The organism is Apibacter muscae (assembly GCF_007845595.1).
GTDB lineage: Bacteria > Bacteroidota > Bacteroidia > Flavobacteriales > Weeksellaceae > Apibacter > Apibacter muscae.
In genome coordinates this window covers 158749-182041 of the sequence record NZ_SELI01000019.1, presented here as the reverse complement: position 1 = coordinate 182041, position 23293 = coordinate 158749, and the positions used below count along the sequence as shown (strand labels likewise).

General features: G+C 30.3%; 19 protein-coding genes. 11 read left to right on the top strand and 8 right to left on the bottom strand.

The window, feature by feature from the left end; translation table 11 throughout:
• Positions 1-8: 8 nt before the first annotated feature.
• Both ETU10_RS07500 and rpsA read right to left on the bottom strand, forming a co-directional pair.
• The gene (locus ETU10_RS07500) at positions 9-1316 is read right to left on the bottom strand and encodes an MFS family transporter (protein WP_146311105.1); all 1308 of its coding nucleotides are present in this window, start codon (positions 1314-1316) and stop codon (positions 9-11) included.
• Positions 1317-1617: 301 nt separating this feature from the next.
• A complete protein-coding gene (gene rpsA / locus ETU10_RS07495) occupies positions 1618-3411 on the bottom strand; it encodes a 30S ribosomal protein S1 (RefSeq protein WP_146311103.1) in 1794 nt (597 codons plus the stop codon).
• A 455-nt stretch (positions 3412-3866) separates the two neighbouring features.
• Here rpsA and ETU10_RS07490 point away from each other — a divergent pair, with 455 nt between their 5' ends.
• Both ETU10_RS07490 and ETU10_RS07485 read left to right on the top strand, forming a co-directional pair.
• Positions 3867-4730: an N-acetylglucosamine kinase gene (locus ETU10_RS07490; protein WP_146311101.1), complete on the top strand. Its 864-nt coding sequence runs from the start codon at positions 3867-3869 to the stop codon at positions 4728-4730.
• A 72-nt stretch (positions 4731-4802) separates the two neighbouring features.
• Positions 4803-5621, top strand: a complete 819-nt coding sequence (locus ETU10_RS07485; protein ID WP_146311099.1) for an SDR family oxidoreductase — start codon at positions 4803-4805, stop codon at positions 5619-5621.
• Positions 5622-5652: 31 nt separating this feature from the next.
• Here the strand turns inward: ETU10_RS07485 and ETU10_RS07480 are convergent, their stop codons facing one another.
• Entirely contained in the window at positions 5653-6150 is a 498-nt protein-coding gene (locus ETU10_RS07480) for a Dps family protein (RefSeq protein ID WP_146311097.1), read from the bottom strand.
• A 304-nt stretch (positions 6151-6454) separates the two neighbouring features.
• Between ETU10_RS07480 and topA the strand changes: the two genes are divergently transcribed.
• The 8 genes from topA to ETU10_RS07440 all read left to right on the top strand — a co-directional run bounded on the left by topA (position 6455) and on the right by ETU10_RS07440 (position 16473).
• Entirely contained in the window at positions 6455-8797 is a 2343-nt protein-coding gene (topA, locus tag ETU10_RS07475) for a type I DNA topoisomerase (RefSeq protein ID WP_146311095.1), read from the top strand.
• Positions 8794-9915 carry an arginase family protein gene (locus tag ETU10_RS07470; RefSeq protein ID WP_185145081.1) on the top strand — a complete coding sequence of 374 codons (1122 nt, stop codon included), beginning with the start codon at positions 8794-8796 and terminating at the stop codon, positions 9913-9915. Before topA ends, ETU10_RS07470 begins: the two co-directional genes overlap by 4 nt.
• Before the next feature lie 112 nt (positions 9916-10027).
• Positions 10028-11431, top strand: coding sequence for a T9SS ring complex lipoprotein PorK/GldK (porK, locus tag ETU10_RS07465; RefSeq protein WP_146262611.1), 1404 nt, complete (start codon positions 10028-10030; stop codon positions 11429-11431).
• Between the two features lie 34 nt (positions 11432-11465).
• A complete protein-coding gene (gene porL / locus ETU10_RS07460; RefSeq protein WP_146262610.1) occupies positions 11466-12128 on the top strand; it encodes a type IX secretion system motor protein PorL/GldL in 663 nt (220 codons plus the stop codon).
• Between the two features lie 48 nt (positions 12129-12176).
• The gene (gene porM, locus ETU10_RS07455) at positions 12177-13703 is read left to right on the top strand and encodes a type IX secretion system motor protein PorM/GldM (protein WP_146292862.1); all 1527 of its coding nucleotides are present in this window, start codon (positions 12177-12179) and stop codon (positions 13701-13703) included.
• Between the two features lie 29 nt (positions 13704-13732).
• A complete protein-coding gene (gene porN / locus ETU10_RS07450; protein WP_146262608.1) occupies positions 13733-14671 on the top strand; it encodes a type IX secretion system ring subunit PorN/GldN in 939 nt (312 codons plus the stop codon).
• 89 nt (positions 14672-14760) lie between these two features.
• The gene (locus tag ETU10_RS07445; RefSeq protein ID WP_146311091.1) at positions 14761-15807 is read left to right on the top strand and encodes an NAD(P)/FAD-dependent oxidoreductase; all 1047 of its coding nucleotides are present in this window, start codon (positions 14761-14763) and stop codon (positions 15805-15807) included.
• Positions 15808-15810: 3 nt separating this feature from the next.
• Positions 15811-16473 carry a rhomboid family intramembrane serine protease gene (locus ETU10_RS07440; RefSeq protein WP_146311089.1) on the top strand — a complete coding sequence of 221 codons (663 nt, stop codon included), beginning with the start codon at positions 15811-15813 and terminating at the stop codon, positions 16471-16473.
• Positions 16474-16490: 17 nt separating this feature from the next.
• Here the strand turns inward: ETU10_RS07440 and ETU10_RS07435 are convergent, their stop codons facing one another.
• From ETU10_RS07435 to pncB, 4 genes are all read right to left on the bottom strand, one after another.
• Positions 16491-17762: a DUF2851 family protein gene (locus ETU10_RS07435; protein WP_185145079.1), complete on the bottom strand. Its 1272-nt coding sequence runs from the start codon at positions 17760-17762 to the stop codon at positions 16491-16493.
• A gap of 92 nt (positions 17763-17854) precedes the next feature.
• The gene (locus ETU10_RS07430) at positions 17855-19141 is read right to left on the bottom strand and encodes a citrate synthase (protein WP_146262604.1); all 1287 of its coding nucleotides are present in this window, start codon (positions 19139-19141) and stop codon (positions 17855-17857) included.
• A gap of 208 nt (positions 19142-19349) precedes the next feature.
• Entirely contained in the window at positions 19350-20642 is a 1293-nt protein-coding gene (gene eno / locus ETU10_RS07425) for a phosphopyruvate hydratase (RefSeq protein ID WP_146311085.1), read from the bottom strand.
• A gap of 290 nt (positions 20643-20932) precedes the next feature.
• Positions 20933-22093, bottom strand: a complete 1161-nt coding sequence (gene pncB, locus ETU10_RS07420) for a nicotinate phosphoribosyltransferase (RefSeq protein WP_146262602.1) — start codon at positions 22091-22093, stop codon at positions 20933-20935.
• Between the two features lie 192 nt (positions 22094-22285).
• On the opposite strand from pncB, the gene ETU10_RS07415 reads away from it, so the two are divergent.
• Complete coding sequence (locus tag ETU10_RS07415; RefSeq protein WP_146311083.1) at positions 22286-22984, top strand: hypothetical protein; 699 nt, start codon at positions 22286-22288, stop codon at positions 22982-22984.
• Positions 22985-22990: 6 nt separating this feature from the next.
• Here the strand turns inward: ETU10_RS07415 and ETU10_RS11430 are convergent, their stop codons facing one another.
• Positions 22991-23236 carry a DUF2568 domain-containing protein gene (locus ETU10_RS11430; protein WP_185145078.1) on the bottom strand — a complete coding sequence of 82 codons (246 nt, stop codon included), beginning with the start codon at positions 23234-23236 and terminating at the stop codon, positions 22991-22993.
• Between the last annotated feature and the right edge of the window lie 57 nt (positions 23237-23293).

Sequence of the window (23293 nt, the reverse complement as noted above, 5' to 3'; positions counted from 1 at the left end):
AATTTTAATTAATGGTTATCATTTAAATAAGTAGCTTTTTTAGGAAGTCTTGTACTTACTAAAAAGGTTATAATCAACATCACCGTTACATAAATATAAAAACCACTTTCCATATTTATATCTTTAAAACTTAGGGCTACAAATTCAGCGGAACCACCAAAAATAGCATTAGCAATGGCATAAGAAAGACCAACTCCTAAAGCGCGTACTTCTGGAGGAAACATTTCTGCTTTTACAATTCCTCCTATTGAAGTATAGAAGCTTGTGACGCAGAGAGCCAATGAAATTAATAAAAAAGCGAAAAATGGATTTAAATTTATCTGAGTTAAACCAAAAATAACAGGGCAAGTAATTAAAGCTCCAAGTCCTCCGAAAAGCATCATACAGGTTCTCCTACCTATTTTATCAGAGATGGATCCAAAAATGGGCTGTACGATCATAAATATAAATAAGCATGCCGTCATTATCTGAGTAGCAGTTTTAGTTTCAAATCCAGCTGTATTGACTAAGTATTTTTGCATGTAGGTAGAAAATGTATAAAAGATTAGTGAGCCTCCAGAAGTATAACCTAAGACAGTTAAAAAAGCAGGAGTATGATTTTTAAATAATTCTACTAAACTACCGGCCTTTTTGTTTTCTCCAACTTTTTTAGGAGCAGTTTCTTTAAGATGTTTTCTTAAGTATAAAGAAACTAATGCAGCAATAGCTCCTAAGAAGAAAGGAATCCTCCAAGCCCAGGTATTCATATCATTTTCACTAACTGTGGATTCTAAAATAAGTATCGCCAATGCAGCTAATAATTGTCCCCCAATTAAGGTAACATATTGAAACGAAGAATAGAAACCTCTTTTGTTAGGAAGGGCTACTTCACTCATATAGGTAGCGGTAGCTCCATACTCTCCACCAACGGATAGCCCTTGTATAAGCCTAGCAATAAGAAGTAATAGTGGCGCAAATACTCCAATGGATGAATATGTAGGAAGACAAGCAATAAGCAACGAACCAAATGCCATCATTAAAATAGAGGTGACCATTGATTTTTTTCTCCCGTGTTTATCTGCAATTCTACCAAAAATCCATCCACCAATGGGACGCATTAAAAATCCAGCGGCAAAAACTCCAGCAGTTTTTAATAATTTGCTCGTAGTATCACCCTCAGGAAAAAATAAGTGAGCAAAATAAATAGAAGTAAAAGCATATACATAAAAATCAAACCACTCAACTAAGTTTCCAGATGAGGCACTTAAAATAGCCACTATACTTTTTCTTTTTTGATCTTTGGTATAAGAATTTTTTTTTGTTAGATCATTTCCCATTTTTTATGATTTATTAAAATTTTGATTTTTATAAATTTAAAATAATTATTTAAATTAATGATCAGGACCATTGAAAAAAGTAATACTATTTTTTAATAAATAATTGGTTTTTATAAAATATAATAGCACAAACTATAAATAAATATGTTATTTAATATGATTTTAATGATTAAAACGAGTTTTCATTTTTAGTTCTTTGTTAAGCAGGTTTTTATAAAAGGTTAAAATATTTAATTATATATAAATAAAAAAAGAACGATAAAATATTTTATCGTTCTTTTTATTTATTTAAAAAAAGGGATTAGTTACCTTCCTCCATTTTTCTTTTTAGCTCTTGAAGCTGATCTAAATCTCCTAAAGTGGATTTTTCTACGTTTTGATTTTGAGATTTAACTTGTTTCTCTGTTTCCTCTCTATTTTCTTCTTCGCGGAAAGTTCCAGTATGTGAAACAACTACACGTTTAAATTCTTTATTGAATTCGATAACTTTGAAGTTTGCATCATCACCTTTTTTAAGTTTAGAACCGTCTTCTTTTTCTAGAAGTCTAGCAGGGCAGAAACCTTCAACTTCTTCATCTTCAAATTTAACAGTAGCACCTTTATCAAATGACTGTACAATTTTACCGTTATGAATAGTTCCTTCAGCGTATTTAGCTTCATACTGATCCCAAGGATTTTCACTCAATTGTTTATGTCCTAAACTAAGTCTTCTAGCTTCAGTATCTAATTCTAAAACAACCACATCTAAAACATCTCCTACGGAACAGAATTCAGAAGGATGTTTTATTTTCTTAGTCCAAGACAAATCAGAAATATAAATTAGTCCATCAACTCCTGCTTCTAATTCAAGGAATACACCAAAGTTGGTAAAGTTTCTAACAGTACCTTTGTGCTGAGAACCTACAGGATATTTTGCAGTTATGTCAGTCCAAGGATCTGGGGTTAACTGTTTCATTCCTAAAGACATTTTTCTTTCTTCTTTGTCTAAAGTAAGAACTACACATTCTACTTCATCACCAATTTTAACAAAGTCTTGAGCAGATCTTAAATGTGTAGACCATGACATTTCAGAAACATGGATTAATCCTTCAACACCAGGAGCAACTTCTACAAATGCACCATAGTCAGCAAGAACAACAACTTTTCCTTTAATTTTATCTCCCACTTGTAAGTTAGCATCTAAAGCTTCCCAAGGATGTGGCTCTAATTGTTTCATACCTAATTGAATTCTTGATTTTTGATCATCAAAATCAAGGATTACAACATTCACTTTTTGGTCTAATTGAACCACTTCTGATGGATGATTGATTCGGCTCCAAGAAAGATCAGTGATGTGAATTAACCCATCAACACCTCCAAGATCGATAAATACTCCATAAGAAGTAATATTTTTAACAACCCCTTCAAGAACTTGTCCTTTTTCAAGTTGACCGATAATTTCTTTTTTCTGATCTTCAATATCAGCTTCAATTAAGGCTTTGTGAGAAACTACAACGTTTTTAAATTCATGATTGATTTTAACAATTTTAAATTCCATTGTTTTTCCAACAAACTGATCGTAATCCCGAATAGGTTTTACATCAATTTGAGAACCTGGTAAGAAAGCTTCAATTCCAAAAACATCCACAATCATCCCACCTTTAGTTCTAGATTTTACAAAACCTTCAACGATTTCGCCTGTTTCATGAAGTTCATTTACACGATCCCAAGCTTTAAGCATTCTTGCTTTTCTATGAGAAAGTTGTAATTGTCCTGTTTTATCCTCTCTTTGAGCAACCATTACTTCAACTTCGTCACCTTTTTTTAAAGATGGGTTGTAGCGAAATTCGTTTAATGAAATAACACCTTCTGATTTAAAGTTGATGTCAACAATGGCTTCTTTATCAGTTAATCGAACTACACGTCCTTTAAAAACTTGATTTTCATCAAGCTCTTGCAAAGAGGTGTCGTACATTTTTTCTAATTCAGATTTTTCTTTTCTATCTTCTGCATCCAATCCAGATTCAAAAGAATCCCAGTCAAATTGCTCAGGAGCAACATTTGCATTTTTCAGAACTTCTTGTTCTTCATTAAAATTTTTAGTCTCTTCAGACATAATCAATTAATAATTTGTATTCCATTCATAATAATTTGGATAAAAGGCGAGATTATTTGTCCGGAAGCGGTTTAATGGTTATTAAATCAATTTTTCCATACTACGCCAAAATTGATGGGCAAAGATAATAAAAATCTATTATAAAAAGTTAAGATAAAAAAATATAATCGAATGACTTATATTTGTATAACTTACATAAAATAATAGAAGATTTTAACGATATTTAAGATTCTGATGATCAAACGTAATAATTATAGATGAATGAAATTTACAATTGGTTTGTTAAAAAGGTTAAAGTCTCCATTTAAACCTACTTAATGAAGATTTTAAAATTGAGTAACTTAATTTATTTTCAATAAATTACAGTATAAAATACAGATCACTATACTATTTAATAATTTCAATTATCTAGAAATTTACTATATTAGTTAATTAATATTAAAAAACATTACAATATGATTTTATTGGTTGATTCAGGAGCTACCAAAGCTGATTGGGTAGCAATAGATAAAGATGGAACACGTTTATTTTCTTCTCAAACCAAAGGTTTAAGCCCGGAGTCTGTAGATAAGGATGAAATGTTAGTAAGGCTTAATGAGCGTTTTGACATTTCACAAAACAGAAATAATGTAGAGAAAATTTTTTTCTATGGAGCTGGTTGTGCAACAGATAATTTAAAATCTATTGTAATTTCAGCTTTAAAAGAATTTTTTCCTAAGGTACAAACAGTAGTGGTTGAAGAAGATATTTATGGAGTTGTATATTCAACTACGCCTATTGGAACGGAAGCCATTGTTTGTATATTAGGAACAGGATCAAATTGTAGTTACTATGATGGGGAAAAATTACATCAAAAAATTATTTCATTAGGATATTTATTAATGGATGACTGTAGTGGTAATAAATTAGGGGCAGAATTAGTAAGAGCTTATAACTTTAAAAAATTACCTTCAGAATTATCGGAAAAATTAGTGAAAGAATATAAAATGGATATTGATTTCATCAAGGAAAATTTATATAAGAAATCCAATCCAAACGCTTATCTAGCCACTTTTGCTAAATTCATTATTCAAAATAAAGATCACCAGTTTATTAAGGAGATAATTAACAGACAAATGCAATTTTTTATTGATTATTATATAAAGCAATATCCCAACTGTTATGAAGTACCTATTAATTTTAACGGTTCAATCTGTTTTTATTTAAAAGATGAGCTTGAAAAAAAATTGGCTGAAAACAGCTTAAAATTAGGCACTGTAATTAGACGTCCGATTGATGGTCTTATTAATTATGTATGCAAACATAAACTAAAAGATTAAAAAGATCTTAGATTTTATCTTCAATGTAAAGTTTTAAATTATTATAAATTTGTTTTTATAATAAAAGTAAACATGTCAAAAACAATAGTAATTACAGGTACATCCTCAGGAGTAGGATTGGCATTGGGAAATTATTTTCATAGTCGAGGATATTTGGTTATTGGATTGAGCAGATCAATTCCTGAAAATTCAAGCTTTATTACAATACCTACAGATATAACCAAAGAGGCTGAGGTTGAGTTGGCTTTTCAACAAATTGTTAAAGTTACTAATCGAATTGATATATTAATCAATAATGCGGGCAGAGGTATGGTAGGTCCAGCGACAGATGCGACAGAAGAAGAAATTTTGAGTTTATTTAATTTGAATTTAGTTTCTGTGATTAGAGTTGTTAAAAGGGTGATACCTCTAATGAGTAATAAATATGGGAAAATTTTTAATATATCTTCTATCGGTAGTCTTATGGGACTTCCATTTAGAGGATATTATTCTGCCTCTAAATCTGCCTTGGATATGGTTACAGAATCCTTAAGATATGAGTTAGCAAGATTTAATATCCAAGTTTGTACTGTAAATTTAGGAGACGTTCGTACCAATATAGCTGAAGGAAGAATAAAAAGTACTGTTTCGATTGATTATCAAAATGATTTTGATAAAGTTTATGAAGGTATGGATTCTGATGTAAATAAAGGGTTTGAACCAAAGAAATTTGCCCCATATTTAGAAAAATTAATCAATCAAAAATCTAAGATAAAGCCTCACTACTATTATGGAACATTTACTCAAAAATTATCTGTTTTACTCAAAGCTATTCTCCCACAAATGACTTTTGAAAAGATAATAGCTTCATATTCAGGGATGAGGCATACTAATAAAAAAAGAGGAAAATAATTTCCTCTTTTTTTATTAGATATAATTTCCTCTATTTAGCAGAAGCACGAAGCATCCAAGCCATAGTTTCATGCATTTCCATAACTCCTGTAAGAAAATCATTGGTTCCTAAATCTTTATATTTTTCAGCTATAGGAATTAATTCATTTCTTAAAATACGGATGATGGTTTCATGGTCATCACAAAGTTCCAATAACATTGTTTTAGCGTCCGTAGGTTCTTCGCCATCATGTTCAATTAAGTCGGTAACAGCACTAAATTGTTTAAAAGAACCCAATGCATAATGACCCAATTTTCTAATTCTTTCAGCTACAGCATCAATTGTTTCAGCAATTTCATTGTACTGATCTTCAAATAACAAATGAAGGGATTTAAAATGACTTCCTTCTACATTCCAATGAAATTTTCTAGTTTTTGTATAAAGAAAGAATTCGTTAGCTAATAATCGATTCAAATGATCAGATACTATTTGTTTATTTTCTTCACTAATACCAATATTAGCTTCACCAATTTTAATTTTATTTGCCATGATATTTACTATTTTAAAATAATTTTAAGTTAAAATTCTATAGTATTTATAACAAAATTTAAGCCAAAACATGAAAAAAATATGTATTTAAATTTTAACTAGTAACTCCATGTAAGAATTAGATTTGTTCAAATTCTTGAAACTATAATGATATAAATAATTTTTAAAATAGAGAATAACTTCTATAAAAGACGCTAATTTTTTAAAAATTTATTTAAAAAATCTTTCTTTAATGTTAACAAATAAATTTTAGGCAAGAACCTAGGTTTCAATAAAAAATTATAATTTCGCAAAAAATACAAAGATGAATTTGGTAATTGTTGAGTCACCAGCAAAAGCAAAAACTATAAAAAAATTTTTAGGAGATGGTTTTGAAGTAGAATCCAGTTATGGGCATATTACTGATCTTGCTAAAAAGGACATGGGAATTGATAAAACAACTTTAGAACCCATTTACCAAGTTTCATCAGATAAAAAAGATGTTGTAAAAAAATTAAAATCTTTAGCACAAAAAGCGGATACTATATGGTTAGCTTCCGATGAAGACCGTGAAGGAGAAGCCATTGCTTGGCATTTATATAATGAATTAAAATTAAAACCTGAAAATACAAAAAGGATTGTATTTCATGAAATAACCCAAAAAGCGATTCAAAATGCAATACAAAATCCTAGAGATATTGACATCAACTTAGTAAATGCACAGCAAGCAAGAAGAGTGTTAGACAGGCTAGTAGGTTTTGAAATGTCACCCATTTTATGGTCAAAGGTAAAAGCAGGACTATCTGCCGGAAGGGTACAATCGGTAGCTGTTCGATTGATTTGTGAAAGAGAAAATGAAATAAAATCCTTTATTCCTGTTCCAGCCTATAAAATTCAAGCCAATTTTATAAATCAGTCACAGCAACTAGTTAAAAGTAAACTAAATATTGATTTTGAAGAATATCCTAAAGCCTTAAATTTTATACAAAAAATTAAAGGAAAAGAATTTTCAGTTTCTTCAATAGAAATAAAACCAGGAAAAAGATCACCATCAGCACCATTTACCACTTCCACATTGCAGCAAGAAGCATCTAAATTAGGCTTTTCTGTTTCAAGATCCATGATGCTTGCCCAGCAACTCTATGAAGCGGGGCATATCACATATATGAGAACGGATAGTGTAAATTTGTCCGAAGAAGCCATAAATTCTGCTAAAGAAATTATTTCTGATAAATTTGGTAAAGAATATCTTCAAACACGGCAGTATGTAACCAAAAATAAATCAGCGCAGGAAGCGCACGAAGCTATTCGCCCTACCAATTTTAATCTACAACAAGCAGGAGAAGACGATGCCCAAAAGAAATTGTATCATTTAATATGGAGAAGAACGTTAGCTTCTCAAATGTCAGATGCAAAGCTTGAAAGAACGGTTGTTGATATACAAACTTCTGGAATGGATGAAAAGTTTGTTGCTAGAGGAGAAGTTTTAAGATTTGACGGTTTTTTAAAGTTGTATCATATTGAACAAGACGAAGATACCTTGAATGAAGAAGTTGAGGGGTTATTACCTAAATTAACACAAGGCGAAAGTGTAACTCTGGAATTTGCTATAGCCGAAGAAAAATTCAGCAGACCGTCAGCAAGATACAACGAAGCTTCCTTAGTTAGAAAATTAGAAGAATTAGGTATTGGTCGACCTTCCACCTATGCCCCAACCATTTCTACCATTCAAAAAAGACAATATGTTGAAGTTTCAGATTTAGAACCTAAGCAAAGAAATGTAAGAAAAATAGAGCTTAAAGGGGAAGAAATTATTGAAACCATTGAGGTGGAAAATTACGGAGCCGACAGAAGAAAATTAATTCCCACAGATATTGGATTGGTAGTTAATAAATTTCTTACAGATCATTTTCCTAATATTCTTGATTATGGTTTTACAGCAAAAGTTGAAGAAGACTTTGATAGTATTGCGGGAGGAAGTGAAAATTGGAAAGAAATGCTTACTAATTTTTATAAAGATTTTCATCCACATGTTGAAGAGGTTAAAGAAAATGCTGAACGGGCTACTGGCGAGAGATTGTTGGGGCAAGATCCCGTTTCAGGAAAAAATATTTATGCAAGAATTGGGCGTTTCGGTCCTATGGTTCAGATTGGCGAGCCCGAGGATGAAGAAAAACCAAGGTTTGCAGGATTAATGAAAGGTCAGAAAATAAATTCTATTACTCTAGATGAAGCTTTAAAACTATTTGATCTACCCAGAAATCTGGGGGATTACGAAGATAATAAAGTAGAGGTAAATACAGGTAGATTTGGTCCATATGTACGTCATGATGGTAAATTTATATCCTTAAAACCCAAAGAAGGAGATGAGGTTTTCTCTATAACTTTAGATAGAGCGATTGAATTAATTGAAGCTAAGAGAGAATCTGATAGAAATAAATTTATTAAATCTTTTGAAGAAGAAGATCCTATCATAGAGATACTCAATGGACGTTGGGGACCTTACATCAAACAAGGAAAAGAAAATTATAAAATACCTAAGGATACAGATGCACAAAAGTTAACCTTAGAGGAAGTAAAAAAATTAATTAAAGGTACAGATACAAAGTCTAAAACCAAGGCAAAAACAAAAACTAAAAAAACTACAACTACTAAAAAGAAATCGTGAGTTCTATTCATAAATTTTTACATCCGGTTGATGAATCCTTGTTACATTCCATTCCTAATTCAATAGGAAGTAAGATTAAATTCTATTTTAATGAAAAGATAAATGAAAATAGTTTAGTTATTGTAGGTTGTCCTTATTTAAAAGGGGCCTCTCAAAATATAGAGTTTTCAAATCTAAGAGTTGTAAGAGAAGAATTTTATAAACTTATTTGGAATGGTTGGGAATTTGATATTTATGATTTAGGGAATATTGTAATAGAAAATAATGAAATCTCACAAGAAGATGCATTAAAACAAGTGATAGAAGAGTTGCTCGAAAAAAAGTTGATACCTATAATTTTGGGTGGGAGTATGTCATTCAATTATTCCGTATATAGAGCCCTAGAAAGACTAAAAAAACCATTAAATTATACAGCTGTAGATTCTCATATACATGCTAAAATAAATATTGAGAATGAAACAACAGAAGAAAATTATCTTTCAAAAATCATAATGGAAGAACCTAATCTTTTGTTTAATTTTTCAAATCTAGGCTATCAAACCTATTTAGTATCTCCTACAACACTTAAAACTTTATTAAATACTCTAGATTTTGAAGCGATACGCTTAGGAAGCTTAATCAATCACATAGAAGATTCCGAACCAGTTTTTAGAAGCTCAGATTTTGTTGGAGTAAACTTAAATTCAATAGAATCCTTAACAGGATCCTTATCCACGGAAAGTTCAGTAAATGGCTTTACAAATAGAGAAATTTGCAGTTTAGCTAAATATATAGGACTATCAAAACAAATTAAAGTTGTTGGATTGTATAATTTTTTAGGTTATTCAAACAATAAAATAGATGCCAAATTGGTTTCTCAAATACTTTGGTATATCATAGAAGGTAAAAATAATCAGCAATTTTATGAGAATACAGATTATATAAAATATACAGTAGTTTATGAGGACAAAGAATTAATATTTTTAAAAGATAAAAAAATTGATAAATGGTGGTTGTCAATTGATTTTATTACAGAAGATGAAAATTTTTTAATCCCCTGTACATCTAGAGATTATCAAGATGCATTGATGGGAAAGATACCAGATAAATATTGGAAAACTATTAAAAAATTTTTGTAAAACTTAAATTATATATAATATAACAAAGGTAATATTCGTTCTATAAGAAATATAGTTAATATAAACTAAAAATAGTAGATTTACACTTTTTAAAAGAAACATTTCGGTTATAATGAGAAAAGTATTATTACTCTTACTAGCAACGGCAACATTAGCTTCTTGCAAATCTTCAAAAAAGGGAAAGGCGGGTAAGCCAGGCGTGCAAGGCGAAATTGTTGCAACCCAACAAAGTCAGAAATGGAATAATAAAAAGCCTTACGGTATGGTTCCTATTCCAGGAGGGGCTTTTGTATTGGGACAAGCTGACATGGATTTTTCTGGTTCAGTAGGAAAAGCACCTTTAACAACAGTTACGGTTTCTGCTTTTTATATGGATGATACTGAAGTAACTAACGCAGAATATAGAGAATTTATAAAGTATGTGAAAGATTCTATTGCTCGAACACGTTTAGCAGAAAGGGCTGATCAAGAAGGCGAGGAAGGAATTGGAAGATATGCTTTTCTAAATAAAAAATCAGAGTCTGAGCAGAATGCTTATCAGCAAATGCTAGAAGAGCGTGGAGGTAGAGAAGGTTATGACGAATCTAAAAAACTTGATTGGTCTGTACCTTTGGAATGGAGAACTGCAAACTATCCTGATGTTGCCTATGCGGAAGTGATGGAATCTATGTATTATCCACCGGAAGAAAGATTTAATAACGAAAGAGTTATTGATCCAAGAAAATTAATTTATCAATTCACATGGATTGACCAGCTAGAAGCAGTAAAGAAAAAGGGTAGAGGTGAAAGTTTCCTAAAGAGAGAAGAAATAGCAATTTATCCAGATACAACCGTTTGGCTACGAGATTTTAATTATTCCTTTAACGAACCTTTATTTGAACAATATTTTTGGCATAAAGCGTATTCTAAATATCCAGTAGTTGGAGTTACTTGGGATCAAGCAAGAGCATTTTGTGCCTATAGTACAAAATCTAAAAATGATTATAACCAAAGCAGAAAAAAGAAAATTGAAAAAGTGTTTCCTTACAGGTTGCCTTCGGAAGTGGAATGGGAATATGCCGCAAGAGGAGGTTTAGAAAATGCATCTTATCCATGGGGAGGTCCTTATTTAATTGACGATAGAGGTTGCTATTTAGCAAATTTCAAACCAAAAAGAGGAGATTATATGGAAGGAGAGAAAGGATTTTTGTATACAGCACCTGTAAAGTCCTTCCAGAAAAATGGATTTGGTTTGTATGATATGGCTGGGAATGTTTCTGAATGGACAGTGTCTGCATTTAATAATAGTTCATACATAATATCTTCCACATTAAATCCTTATTTAGGAAACCGGATTGAAGATCCTAGAAAAGTTATTAAAGGAGGATCGTGGAAAGACATTGGTTATATGCTTATGGTAAGTGAAAGAGATTGGGAACATAAAGATTCAGCGAGAAGTTATATTGGCTTTAGAAGAGTTCAAACCATTCCAGAAGGATCCAACGTTAAATTTCCAAAAATTAAAAAGTTACAATAAAAATTTAGTTAGTTAAAAGTTTAAATTTACAAAAATGGCAGTAAAAACAAAATCAAAAGATAGGGTTTTAAACATGGTTTACTCCCTAGGAGCAGCAGTAGTTATTTTAGGGGCTCTTTTCAAAATTAACCATTGGAGTTTAGGTCCTGTAGACGGGAGTTCTATTTTAGCAATAGGATTAATTGTAGAAGCATTTATCTTTGTAGTGTTTGCATTCGATCCACCTGCCGGTGATTATGAATGGGAAAAAGCATTTCCTGAATTATTAGATGGAAAACCAGTGGAAAGAAAACAAAAATTAGTAGAAACTCCACAACAAATTAAAGAAGTTGAAGTTTCTCTTTCCTCTAAATTAGATCAAATGTTTTCGCAAGCTAAATTGGATGTTAATATGTTAGAAAAACTTAGAAGCGGTATTGAAAACTTCGGACAAGCAGTAGAAGGAATAAATAAAACAGTAGATGCGAATTTGTCTGTTCAAAAGTACAACGATCAGCTATCAAAAGCATCTTCACATTTAGAAAATTTAAATGCTTTGTACCAAGTGCAGCTAGACAGTGGTAAAAAGTTTACAGAAGATTTAGTAAAAGCAGGAGAACATTCTACAGAATTTAAAGATCAATTAAATACTTTAACTACAAACCTTAATAACTTAAATAAAGTATACGGTGGAATGCTTAATGCTATGAAATCTTAAGAGTTAATTTATAAAAGTTAAAATTAAATTAAAAATTAAGAAATAAACATGGCAGCAGGAAAACAATCAGCACGTCAGAAAATGATAAACCTAATGTATTTAGTGTTTATCGCGATGTTGGCAATGAATGTTGATAGAGAAGTATTACGTTCTTTTGAAGGTGTAAATGAATCTTTACAATTATCAACAACATTAACAGAAAAAAACAATGTTACTTTTTACGAATCTATTGAAAGCAAAAAGAATGATGGAGATCAAGGTTACGTAGTTATATCGCAAAAAGCAACAGAAATTAAGAATCAAGCACAGCAGGCTTTTGCTGCGATTGAAAAAGTAAAGTCTTTACTAAAAGAACAAGCAGATTATACTACACCTCAACCCGGGGAAGAAACCAATTATAATTCCTTACAAAATACAGACGTAGTAAATAAAGTGTTCTTTTTAGAAGATACTAAACCTACTCCAGAAGTGCAAGATATGATTGCTAAAGTAACAAACTTTACTCAATATATCTTAAAAGGGGCTAACAAAAGTACGCAGGATAGAATAAACCAATTGTTTGACTTTTCAGATAAGAACAATAAATCATGGTTAACCAATCAATTTTACGATCAACCAATGATTGCAGCTTTAACCAATCTTACCAAATTGGAATCAAATATAAGAACTGAAGAAGGTAATATAGTAAGAGATTTATTGGCGAATAAACTAGAGGATGAAATAGAGATAAAAGCATTTATGCCTATAGTATCATCACCTAAATTTGTAAGAGCTGGCGAAAAATTTGATGTAACTATCGGATTTGGTGCTTACGACAATACTTTAAAAGGTTCAATTAACCTAGGAGGTAGAAGTATACCGCTTTCATCAGGTAAAGCTGTAGTAAGTATGGTAGGAGAAGGTACAGGATTAAAACATGTATCTGGTAGTATCACTTATGAAACACCTCAAGGACCGAAAACGGAGAAATTTGATGAAACGTACGAAGTAGTTGCAGATGTCGTTTCTAAGGTAGATGGAAATGCTACTTTGATGGCTGACAATATGAATGTAGTGTATAGAGGCGTAGTTAATCCTTTAAGTGCAGCAATTTCTGGAATATCTGGATCTGTAAGTTTATCTGCTAGCTCAGGTAGTGTATCTTCAAGAGGAGCGAATAAATGGAATTATTCTCCTGGAGCTGGTGGACAGGTAGTGTTTACTGTTTCTGGTAAAACTTCTTCTGGTAAACAAATTTCTCAAAAATTCACTTACAGAATTAAAAATGTACCAAAAGCGCAAGGTACTATACGTGGATCGAATGTGGTAAGTATGCCATCGAGCTCCGTTTCAAATCAAACTATTTCAGCGGCAATTCCTGATTTTGAATTCCCAGTATCCTTTACGGTAACAGGATTTAAGGTTAAAAAGCCAGGTACTTCAGCCAGAGCTTTTAGTGGTAATTCTTTAAGAGCAGCCGCAGGTTATTTAGAAGGGTTGAAATCTGGAGATCAGGTACTTGTCTTTGATATATCAGCTCAAGCTTCTGGTGTATCCCAACAAAATATTTCACCAGTTCTTATTAATGTACAATAAATAAAAAAATAAGTATTAATTCATTTCATATGAAATATCTAGTAGTTTGCTTAACAACCTTAATGAGTGTAGGGGTTTATGCACAAAATATTTTAAATGCTAAATCTCCTCAAGAACTTAGGGAAATGAGATCAGAAATGTATGATATTGTAAATGGAGGACAAGATACAATATCAACAGCCCCAATACCTTTACCTTATGGAAACATTCAAGATAAAGATATTTTATGGTCTAGAGTAGTCTGGGAAATCATAGATTTAAATGAAAAGTTAAATCAGCCTTATTATTATTCCCACGATGAAGTCACAGCAAATTATGTATCTTTATATGATGCTCTTTTCAATGGAATTAATGCCGGTGAAATAACTGAAGTTTATGACGATGACAATTTTACATCCAAAGTAGATCCGGAAAATCTTAAAAGTAAGATTCAAGCCGTTAGAGAATCGGATTGGCTTCAGGATAAAAGAGCTTCAGGAGAAACCATTACTGAGCAAGATATAATGGAAGGTACTGATCATTTTAAAGTGGATACCAAAAGTGTTAAGTTAATTAAGATTAAAGGCATGTGGTATATCGATAAAAGATTAGGACAAATGAAATATCGTTTGTTAGGTATTGCTCCTATGGGACCTGATCCTCAAGTGTTAGGTTTAAACGATGCCGCTGCATTGGGTTATGAAGGAGAGGATGAAATGATTGATCTATTTTGGGTTTTCTATCCGGGAGCGAGAGATGTTTTATCAAGATATACAGTTTTTAATCCAAGAAATGGGTCTTCGTCTATTACCTATGATGATGTTCTTAATGCTAGGAGATTCAGTTCTATTATCTATAAATCTCAATCAGAGTATGGAGATGGAGAAATCTCACATTACATTCCAGGAGATGCTAAGTCTCAATTAGAGGAAAGCAATAGGATTAAAAATGAAATTCTACAAAAAGAGAACAACATGTGGAATTATTAGAATTAATGAAATTCAAGTAAACATAAAAAGCCCTGAAATATACCATTTCAGGGCTTTTTTTATTTAAATTTGTAAACATATTGAAATTAATGTTAGATTACCTCATTATCGGTCAAGGATTGGCAGGAACTTGTTTAGCTCATCAATTAATCAAAGACAATAAATCTTTCAAAATTATTGATAAAATTACGAACTCAGCCTCTGTAATATCATCTGGAATTTATAATCCAGTGGTACTTAAAAGATTTACACCCGTATGGAATGCCCAAATTGAAATAGATAAATTAATCAATGAATTTACTCAATTCGAGAATTTACTTCAAATTCCATTAATAAAAAGATGTGATTTATTCCGAGTATTAGCCAACGAAGATGAAGTTAAAACTTGGTCAAAAAAGTCATTAAGAAACGAAAATTTAATTCCTTTCTTGGATTCAGAAATCATTTCAAATTCTAATCCTCAGGTTAAAGCATCCTTTGGTTTAGGAAGAGTAAAACAAACGGGCAGAATACGGGTAAATGATCTATTGAGCCAGTTTAGAAAATTTCTTATTGCAAAGAATCAATTAATAGACGAAACCTTAGATTTTGCACTTTTAGAACCTAAGGAAAATTGTATTTCATATAAACAAATAGAGGCTAAAAAGATTGTATTCTGTGATGGATATTCTTTGAAAAAGAATCCATATTTTAGTTATCTTCCAATGGAAGGATTAAAAGGAGAGACCATGCTTATCCATGCTGAAAAATTAGATCTCACTTCGATAGTTAAATCTAAAGTTTTTATAATGCCTACCGATCATGAGAACTATTATTATATAGGAGCTACTTATCATTATAGAACAATAAATGACTTAGTTACAACAGAAGGCAGGGATGAGTTGATTAATAACTTAAATAAATTTATTGAAACTGAATATAAAATTGTTAGGCAATTTGCAGGTATAAGACCTACAGTTATAGATCGCAGACCATTGCTAGGCAATCACCCTAAATATAGAAATATGTTTTTATTTAACGGTTTAGGTAGTAGAGGAGTAATGTTAGCACCTAAAATGGCAGAGGAATTATACAATTATATGGAATATAAAGTAGAATTACAAAAAGAAATAGATATTAATAGATTTAATTCGTAAGAAATGGATATTGTAAGTATAGGAATCATAATAATGACAATTTTATTCAGTATTAAAGGTTTTAAAGATGTTAATTTTTTTGATCGTTACAAATTTAACACAGCAGCTATATTAAAAGGAAATCAATGGGATCGAATGTTAGCTTCTGCTTTTTTACATGGAGATGTTATTCATCTTTTTTTTAATATGTATTCCTTTTTTTTCTTCTCAACAAAACTTATCAATGACTATGGAGGAATATTCTTTTTTGTAGTGTATATAAGCTCAATTTTAGCGGGTAATTTTTTAGCCTTGTTTATTCATAGAAATAATTCTTACTATAGCGCCATAGGAGCTTCCGGTGGAGTATCAGGACTTATATTTGCAGCAGTAATTTTGGATTCTACGATGTCTCTTCAAATGATGTTTATTCCCATTTCTATACCTGGATGGATTTTTGGAATTATTTATTTAGCCTATTCTATCTATGGGATGAAAACTCAGCTAGGAAACATAGGGCATGATGCACATTTAGGAGGAGCCTTTATGGGGTTGTTAATGGGCTTGGTTTATGTAATTATGTATAAGGATAGTAACTATAATATAAATTTCGAGTTAAAATATTTATTATTAATGCTAGTACCTTTAATTTATCTAGTTTATTTGGTAATAAAAGAAAAAAAATAATCTTGTAACAATACATATTATTGTAAAAGATGATAACCAATGGAACATTCTAAGCATTTAACTTTAGAACATTTTTCTTTATATAAATAAAGTATAGCTTGAGTTTCCAAAGCATTTTTTAAATTTAAACCTAGTTTTTCGAAATTATCTATAATAGAATTTTTTTCAGACTTTAATTCACTAATTAGAGAAATAATCTCTTCATCCATGCTTTGTCCAATACTCTTTGAATAAGCAAATTTTACGGGTAAAAAACAATTCATTATAATTAATTCTTTTTGAGAAGAAGTTAATTTTTTTACAGAATGTAACGTGGATATTTTATCAAAAGTAAAATGATTATTCCAGTAACTGGACGCTTGCACCTCATCAAGTAAAACATAATATTGTTGAATATTTTTAGCTCCAACTACATAAGAAAATAAATTTTGATATTGAGTTAAAAGGCTAGCCAATTGTGAAAGTCGTATAGTTGGGAAATTTGCTGGTCTAAGTCTAAAAAAATTGAGTAAAATTTTAATATCGGTAATATTAAATTTTACTCTAAGAAAATCAAATTCCTTTTTTAAATTTCTAGGATATTCGTCACTATAATCTGATAGCTGATGTGTAAGTCCAAAAAATAAGGATTCTAGTAGCAATGAATTGTATGAAATTTTTTGAATAATTTTAAAATCTATGGAATTAAAAATTTCTTCAAAAGATTCAGCATTAATTTTTAAACCCATAGTATAGGCTAATATTGAGGCAAGTACAGCTTCCCAATTATTTTTTTTGGATTTATATAGATTATAAATCTGTTCACATTTGCTTTGTAACTTATCTAAATATAAGCTCTCATATGAAAATGATAATTTTGATAATAAATCGGAATTGCAAAATTTTTCACAAGGTATGAAGGTATAATTCTGTTGAATGAGTTTTACATAATTATCTATAAGAACTTTATCTATATAAGATTTTAGTTCTAAAGTTGAAACAGATTGATTTTTCAATGAACTAATTTGTTGATCATGTTCATAAACAACATGTAAAACAATAGATTTATAAAAATCATTGCCTTCGTGCTTATGCCTGTTCCAATCGGAGGATTTTAAATGTATTTCAACATTACCATTCCATAATAAGTCATTGATTTTTATCTGTGCATTTTTAAAATCAGGTCCTTGATTGTTATTATATATTCCAGTATTAATAATTTCAAGGCTTTCCCCATCCGTTGTTTTTAAATTTAGAAAATTAAATCTTTTGAATTGCCATACATAGTGTAGAAATTTTTCGTTTATCATAGGTATAATTTCTGTATGATTAAAATTATATAAAAAATTAAAAACTTCTATATGGTTTATAGAAGTTTTAATTTTATAATATGTAAACATAATTAATTTCTCAAATTAATATCTATATAGTCTCTTTTAGGATTTCCTATATAAATCTGTCTAGGTCTATTTATGGGGTCATTGTTAATTCTCATTTCCTTCCATTGAGCAATCCAGCCAGGAAGTCGTCCTAAAGCAAACATAACCGTAAACATTTCAGTAGGAAAACCTAAGGCTCTATATATAATTCCTGAGTAAAAGTCAACATTAGGATATAATTTTTTTTCAATAAAATAAGGATCGTTTAAGGCAACTTCTTCTAATTTTTTTGCAATTTCCAATGTTTCATCTTGAATTCCTAACTTATTAAAAATATTATCAGCAACTTTTTTTATAACTCTTGCTCTAGGATCAAAATTTTTATAAACTCTATGTCCAAATCCCATAAGTCGAAAATCGTCATTTTTTGATTTTGCTTTATCAACCCATTTTTGTAGATCTCCCCCATCTTTTTGAATCATTTCAAGCATTTCAATAACTGCTTGGTTGGCGCCACCGTGTAAAGGTCCCCAAAGGGCAGATACACCGGCGGATATAGAAGCAAATAATCCTGTATGGGCTGAACCAACCATACGTACCGTAGAGGCAGAACAATTTTGTTCATGTTCTGCATGAAGTATTAATAATTTATTAATAGCATCAACCACCACTTCTTGAACTTCTAAGTCTTCCGTTGGCATTTTAAACATCATCTGATAAAAATTATGCGGATAATCCAATCGATTATCTGAGTAATTTAATGGCAATCCTAGTTTTAAACGATAAGTCCAAGCGCATAAAACCGGAAACTTACCTAAAAGTAGAGTATAAGCATTGTATAAATCTTTTTCAAATTTTATATTAACAGCCTTAGGATTAAATGCCGTAAGAGAGCTTGTTAAAGTTGATAAAACACCCATAGGGTGAGCAGATCGTGGAAATGCTTTAAGGATTTGCTCCATTTCCACACTTACTAAACTATTCTTTTTTATATCTGCTTCAAATTTATTTAATTGCTCTTGGGTTGGTAACTCTCCCTCAAGTAAAAGATACATGACTTCTGTGAATGTGGATTTTTCTGCAATTTGTTCAATTGGATATCCTCTGTAATACAATTTACCTAAGTCACCATCCAAATAGGTAATTTTACTTTGGGTAGACCCAGTATTTTTGAACCCAACATCAAGAGTAATTAAACCTGTTTCATCTCTAAGTTTAGATATATTAATTCCTTTATCACCTAAAACACTTTCAACTATTGGATACTCATATTCTTTCCCGTTATATAATAGTTTAACTTTATCATTCATTTCTTTAAATATTTATAATGCTAATAGAAAGATATGAAATAATATTAGCATAAAAAAATCAATAATAAATAAAGTCTACATAAATTTAAGAATAATTAATGGTTATAAAAGAAATTGACAGAAGTAAGTATAAGAAATTATATTCATTAATATTATAAAAAAAAGAGAGAATATTATTCTCTCTTTTTTATTATTAAAAATTAATTATTTATTTAGAAATTTTAAAAGCGTTGAATTGTGGGTATACCGCTACTTCACCAAGACTTTCTTCAATTCTTAATAATTGATTGTATTTAGCCATACGATCTGATCTTGAAGCAGATCCTGTTTTGATTTGTCCACAGTTAAGAGCTACTGCAAGATCAGCAATAGTATTGTCTTCAGTTTCTCCTGAACGGTGAGACATCACTGCCGTATAACCTGCATTTTGAGCCATTTGAACTGCATCAATGGTTTCTGTTAATGTTCCAATTTGATTTACTTTTATAAGGATTGAATTTCCTACTCCTTGCTGAATACCATCACTTAATTTTTTAACATTAGTTACAAATAAATCATCTCCAACAAGCTGAACTTTATCCCCGATTTTATCTGTAAGGATTTTCCACCCAGCCCAATCATTTTCATCCATTCCATCTTCAATAGAGATAATAGGGTATTTAGCCGCTAGCTCAGCAAGATATTCTGCTTGTTCTTCACTAGATCTAACTTTTCCACCTTCACCTTCAAAAATTGAATAATCATATTTGCCATCTTTACAGAATTCAGATGAAGCACAATCCAAGGCAAGCATTACATCTTTACCAGGAGTATACCCTGCTTTTTGAATAGCATCCAAAATAGTATCTAAGGCATCTTCAATTCCAGAAAAATTAGGAGCAAAACCTCCTTCATCTCCTACAGCCGTGCTTAAACCTCTACCGTGTAAAACTTTTTTTAGAGAGTGGAATATTTCAGTACCCATTCTTATAGCTGTTGTATAACTATCTGCAACAACAGGCATTACCATAAACTCTTGGAAAGCAATAGGAGCATCTGAATGCGCACCAGCGTTCACAATATTCATCATTGGTACAGGAAGAACCTTTCCATTTACACCTCCTACATATCTGTATAAAGGTAGACCTAATTCTTTGGCAGCTGCTTGTGCAACAGCTAAAGAAACACCTAAGATAGCATTAGCACCTAATTTACCTTTGTTAGGGGTACCGTCTAAATCTATCATGGTTTTATCTATTAAAGCCTGTTCAAATACATCACTACCAATCAATTCAGGAGCGATAATTTCATTAACATTTTCAACCGCTTTTAAAACACCTTTACCTTGATATTTATTCCCACCGTCTCTTAACTCAACGGCTTCATATTCACCGGTAGAAGCTCCAGATGGAACTGCAGCTCTACCTAATGTTCCGTATTCAGTGATTACATCTACTTCTACTGTTGGATTACCTCTGGAATCTAAAATCTGCCTTGCGTGAATTTGTGCTATTAAGCTCATATTTTTATTATTTGATTGTTAAAACCTTTCTTACAAAAGTACTGAATTATTAAGGAAAATGGAATATTTATGGATCATTTTTTATAGCTTAAATCAATCTATTAAAGAAATTTTAATTAAAAAAAACGAATATGAAATTGATAAAGTGTTATTTTTAAATAATTGAAAATGATAGTTGAAATAATATTTATAAGTAAACGTTAGTTCACAAAGTATTTAATTTATTATTATATAATATTTGTAGAACTATTAAAAAAAAGGATATTAAATATCCTTTTTTCTTAATATTATCAATCTAAGCCTAAAGTAAGTTTACTTAAATTTATTTCTTTTTCATCTCCAGTATTTTTTCCTAGAACATCGGAAAGTTTTACAGCTCCAATGTAATCGTATTTAGGGTTTTCTTTAACCTTTGTAAGCTTTATAACCATATTAAGAGGTTTAACTCCTACATCGTTGGATAGATAGGTACCAATTCCATAAGTATCATGAATTCTACCATTAATATGATGTTTTATTTTTTCAATTTCGTTTAAATTTAAAGAATCGCTATAAACAATTGTCTTGGAAGTAGGATCAATTCTATGATCTTTGTAGAAATTTATAGTTTTTTCGGTAAACTCTAAAGGATCTCCACTATCACAACGAACACCATCAAATAGCTTTGCTAATTTAAGATTAAAGGATTTAAAGAATGAATCTGTAGTATAAGTATCGGTTAATGTAATTCCTAAACTTCCTTGGAATACCTCTACCCAAGCTTCTAAAGCTTTATTATTGGCTGCTCTATAGCCAAAAAGAGCACCATGATACATAAACCATTCATGAGGCATAGTACCAATAGGGATACAGTCATGTTTCATAGCTAAGTACATATTACTAGTTCCTTTGAAAAATTCACCAGAATTTTCTTTTAACAATTTTACAACTGCATCTTGTACATCTAATGAGTATCGACGTCTAGTTCCAAATTCTGAATAATCCGCTTGTAAATTTTTTAAAGATAAAGCTTTATTGATCGCTTTTTCTTCAACATCTTTAGGCTCAGTTCCAATCATTTTAAAGTACAGTTCAGAAATTAATGCCATAAGAGGTACTTCCCATAATACTGTTCTATACCAGAAACCTTCTACATATAAGTTTAATTTTCCACCCTCTTGTGAGATATGAACTTCGTCAGGATTGTATTGGTACCCTTCCAAAAAGTCAACGAAAAAAGGATCTAAAAAATAGCATCTTTTTAGAATGAATTTTTTTTCTTCCTTTGTCATTTTAATGGAACTCATTTGGTTAATCTCATCCCTCAAACGTTCTGCAAACCCAATGGGGAACTCATTATTTCCTCGGTTAATAAAATCATATCGTACATAAGCCCAAGGGTATAGCCTTTGAATAGCATGCATGACTGAAAATTTGTAGAGATCGTTATCTGTAAAATATTTTATTATCATAGATGACTGATTTAGGTTTAAATATTTATAATTATTTTTTTTATTTTATAGTAAAGGAATTTTATAATCAAAAATACAATATTAAAAATGAATGTATAGTTTCGTTAAGATTTATTTACACTAGATTATGAAAAATGTTAAACAAGATAAATATTAATTTAGTAATATTTATTTTTGTAAAAAATAATAACTATGATAAAAATTTGTAAATTTTTAATACTATTTATTCCTATAGAAGTTTTTACTCAAACGAGTATAGAAAAAAGTGCAAAAGATTTTATACCCGCAGGATACAATATCTACGAAACTGTTTTTGGAGACTTAAATAAAGATGGACTTGAAGATTGTGTACTCATTATAAAAGGTACAGATAAAAATCAAATCATACAAGATGAATTTCGTGGAGAGTTAGATAGAAATAGGAGAGGGGTTATTGTTTTGTTTAATAAAGAAGATCATTACGAACCAGTTCTAACAAACTATAATTGTTTTTCTTCTGAAAATGAGGATGGAGGAATATATTTTCCTCCGGAGTTATATGTAAATGTAAATAAAGGAAATCTCTATATAGATTATTATTATTATTATTATTATTATTATTATTATTATTATGGAAGATATGGATATTGGACTTATACTTTTAGATATCAAAATTCTGATTTTGAATTAATAGGCTATGATATCACCTCAGGAGGAGTAGTAAAAAATTACATTTCAAGTATAAATTTTTCTACTAAAAAGAAATTTGAAAAAATAAATACCAATGAAGAGGCTGTAGGGGGTGACGAAGTATTTAAGAAAGTTTGGAAAAATATTTCTATAGATAAACTTCTTAGATTAAGCGAAATTAAAGATTTTGATGAACTGGAAATTCCTTATACAGATTTATAGTAAGTGCTAATGATTTTGATTTAAATTATTTAACCAATTTAACCCAGAGTTGAGTAAGATAAAAATAAAATAAATGACTCCAAAATTTGATGATATTTTATTGTAAATAAAATAAGATACTATAGAAAATAATATAACCTCAATAGTTAAACAGAGTATTTTATTAATTTCAAACAAAGATTTGGGTGCTATAAAAAGCATCCAAATAGAAATTACGAATAAAGGTAATACTATTCCAACAACAAAATTCACAGGAAAATTGTATTTACTAAATATAATCAGCAAAATGAAATGTAAAGATTTTCAAAA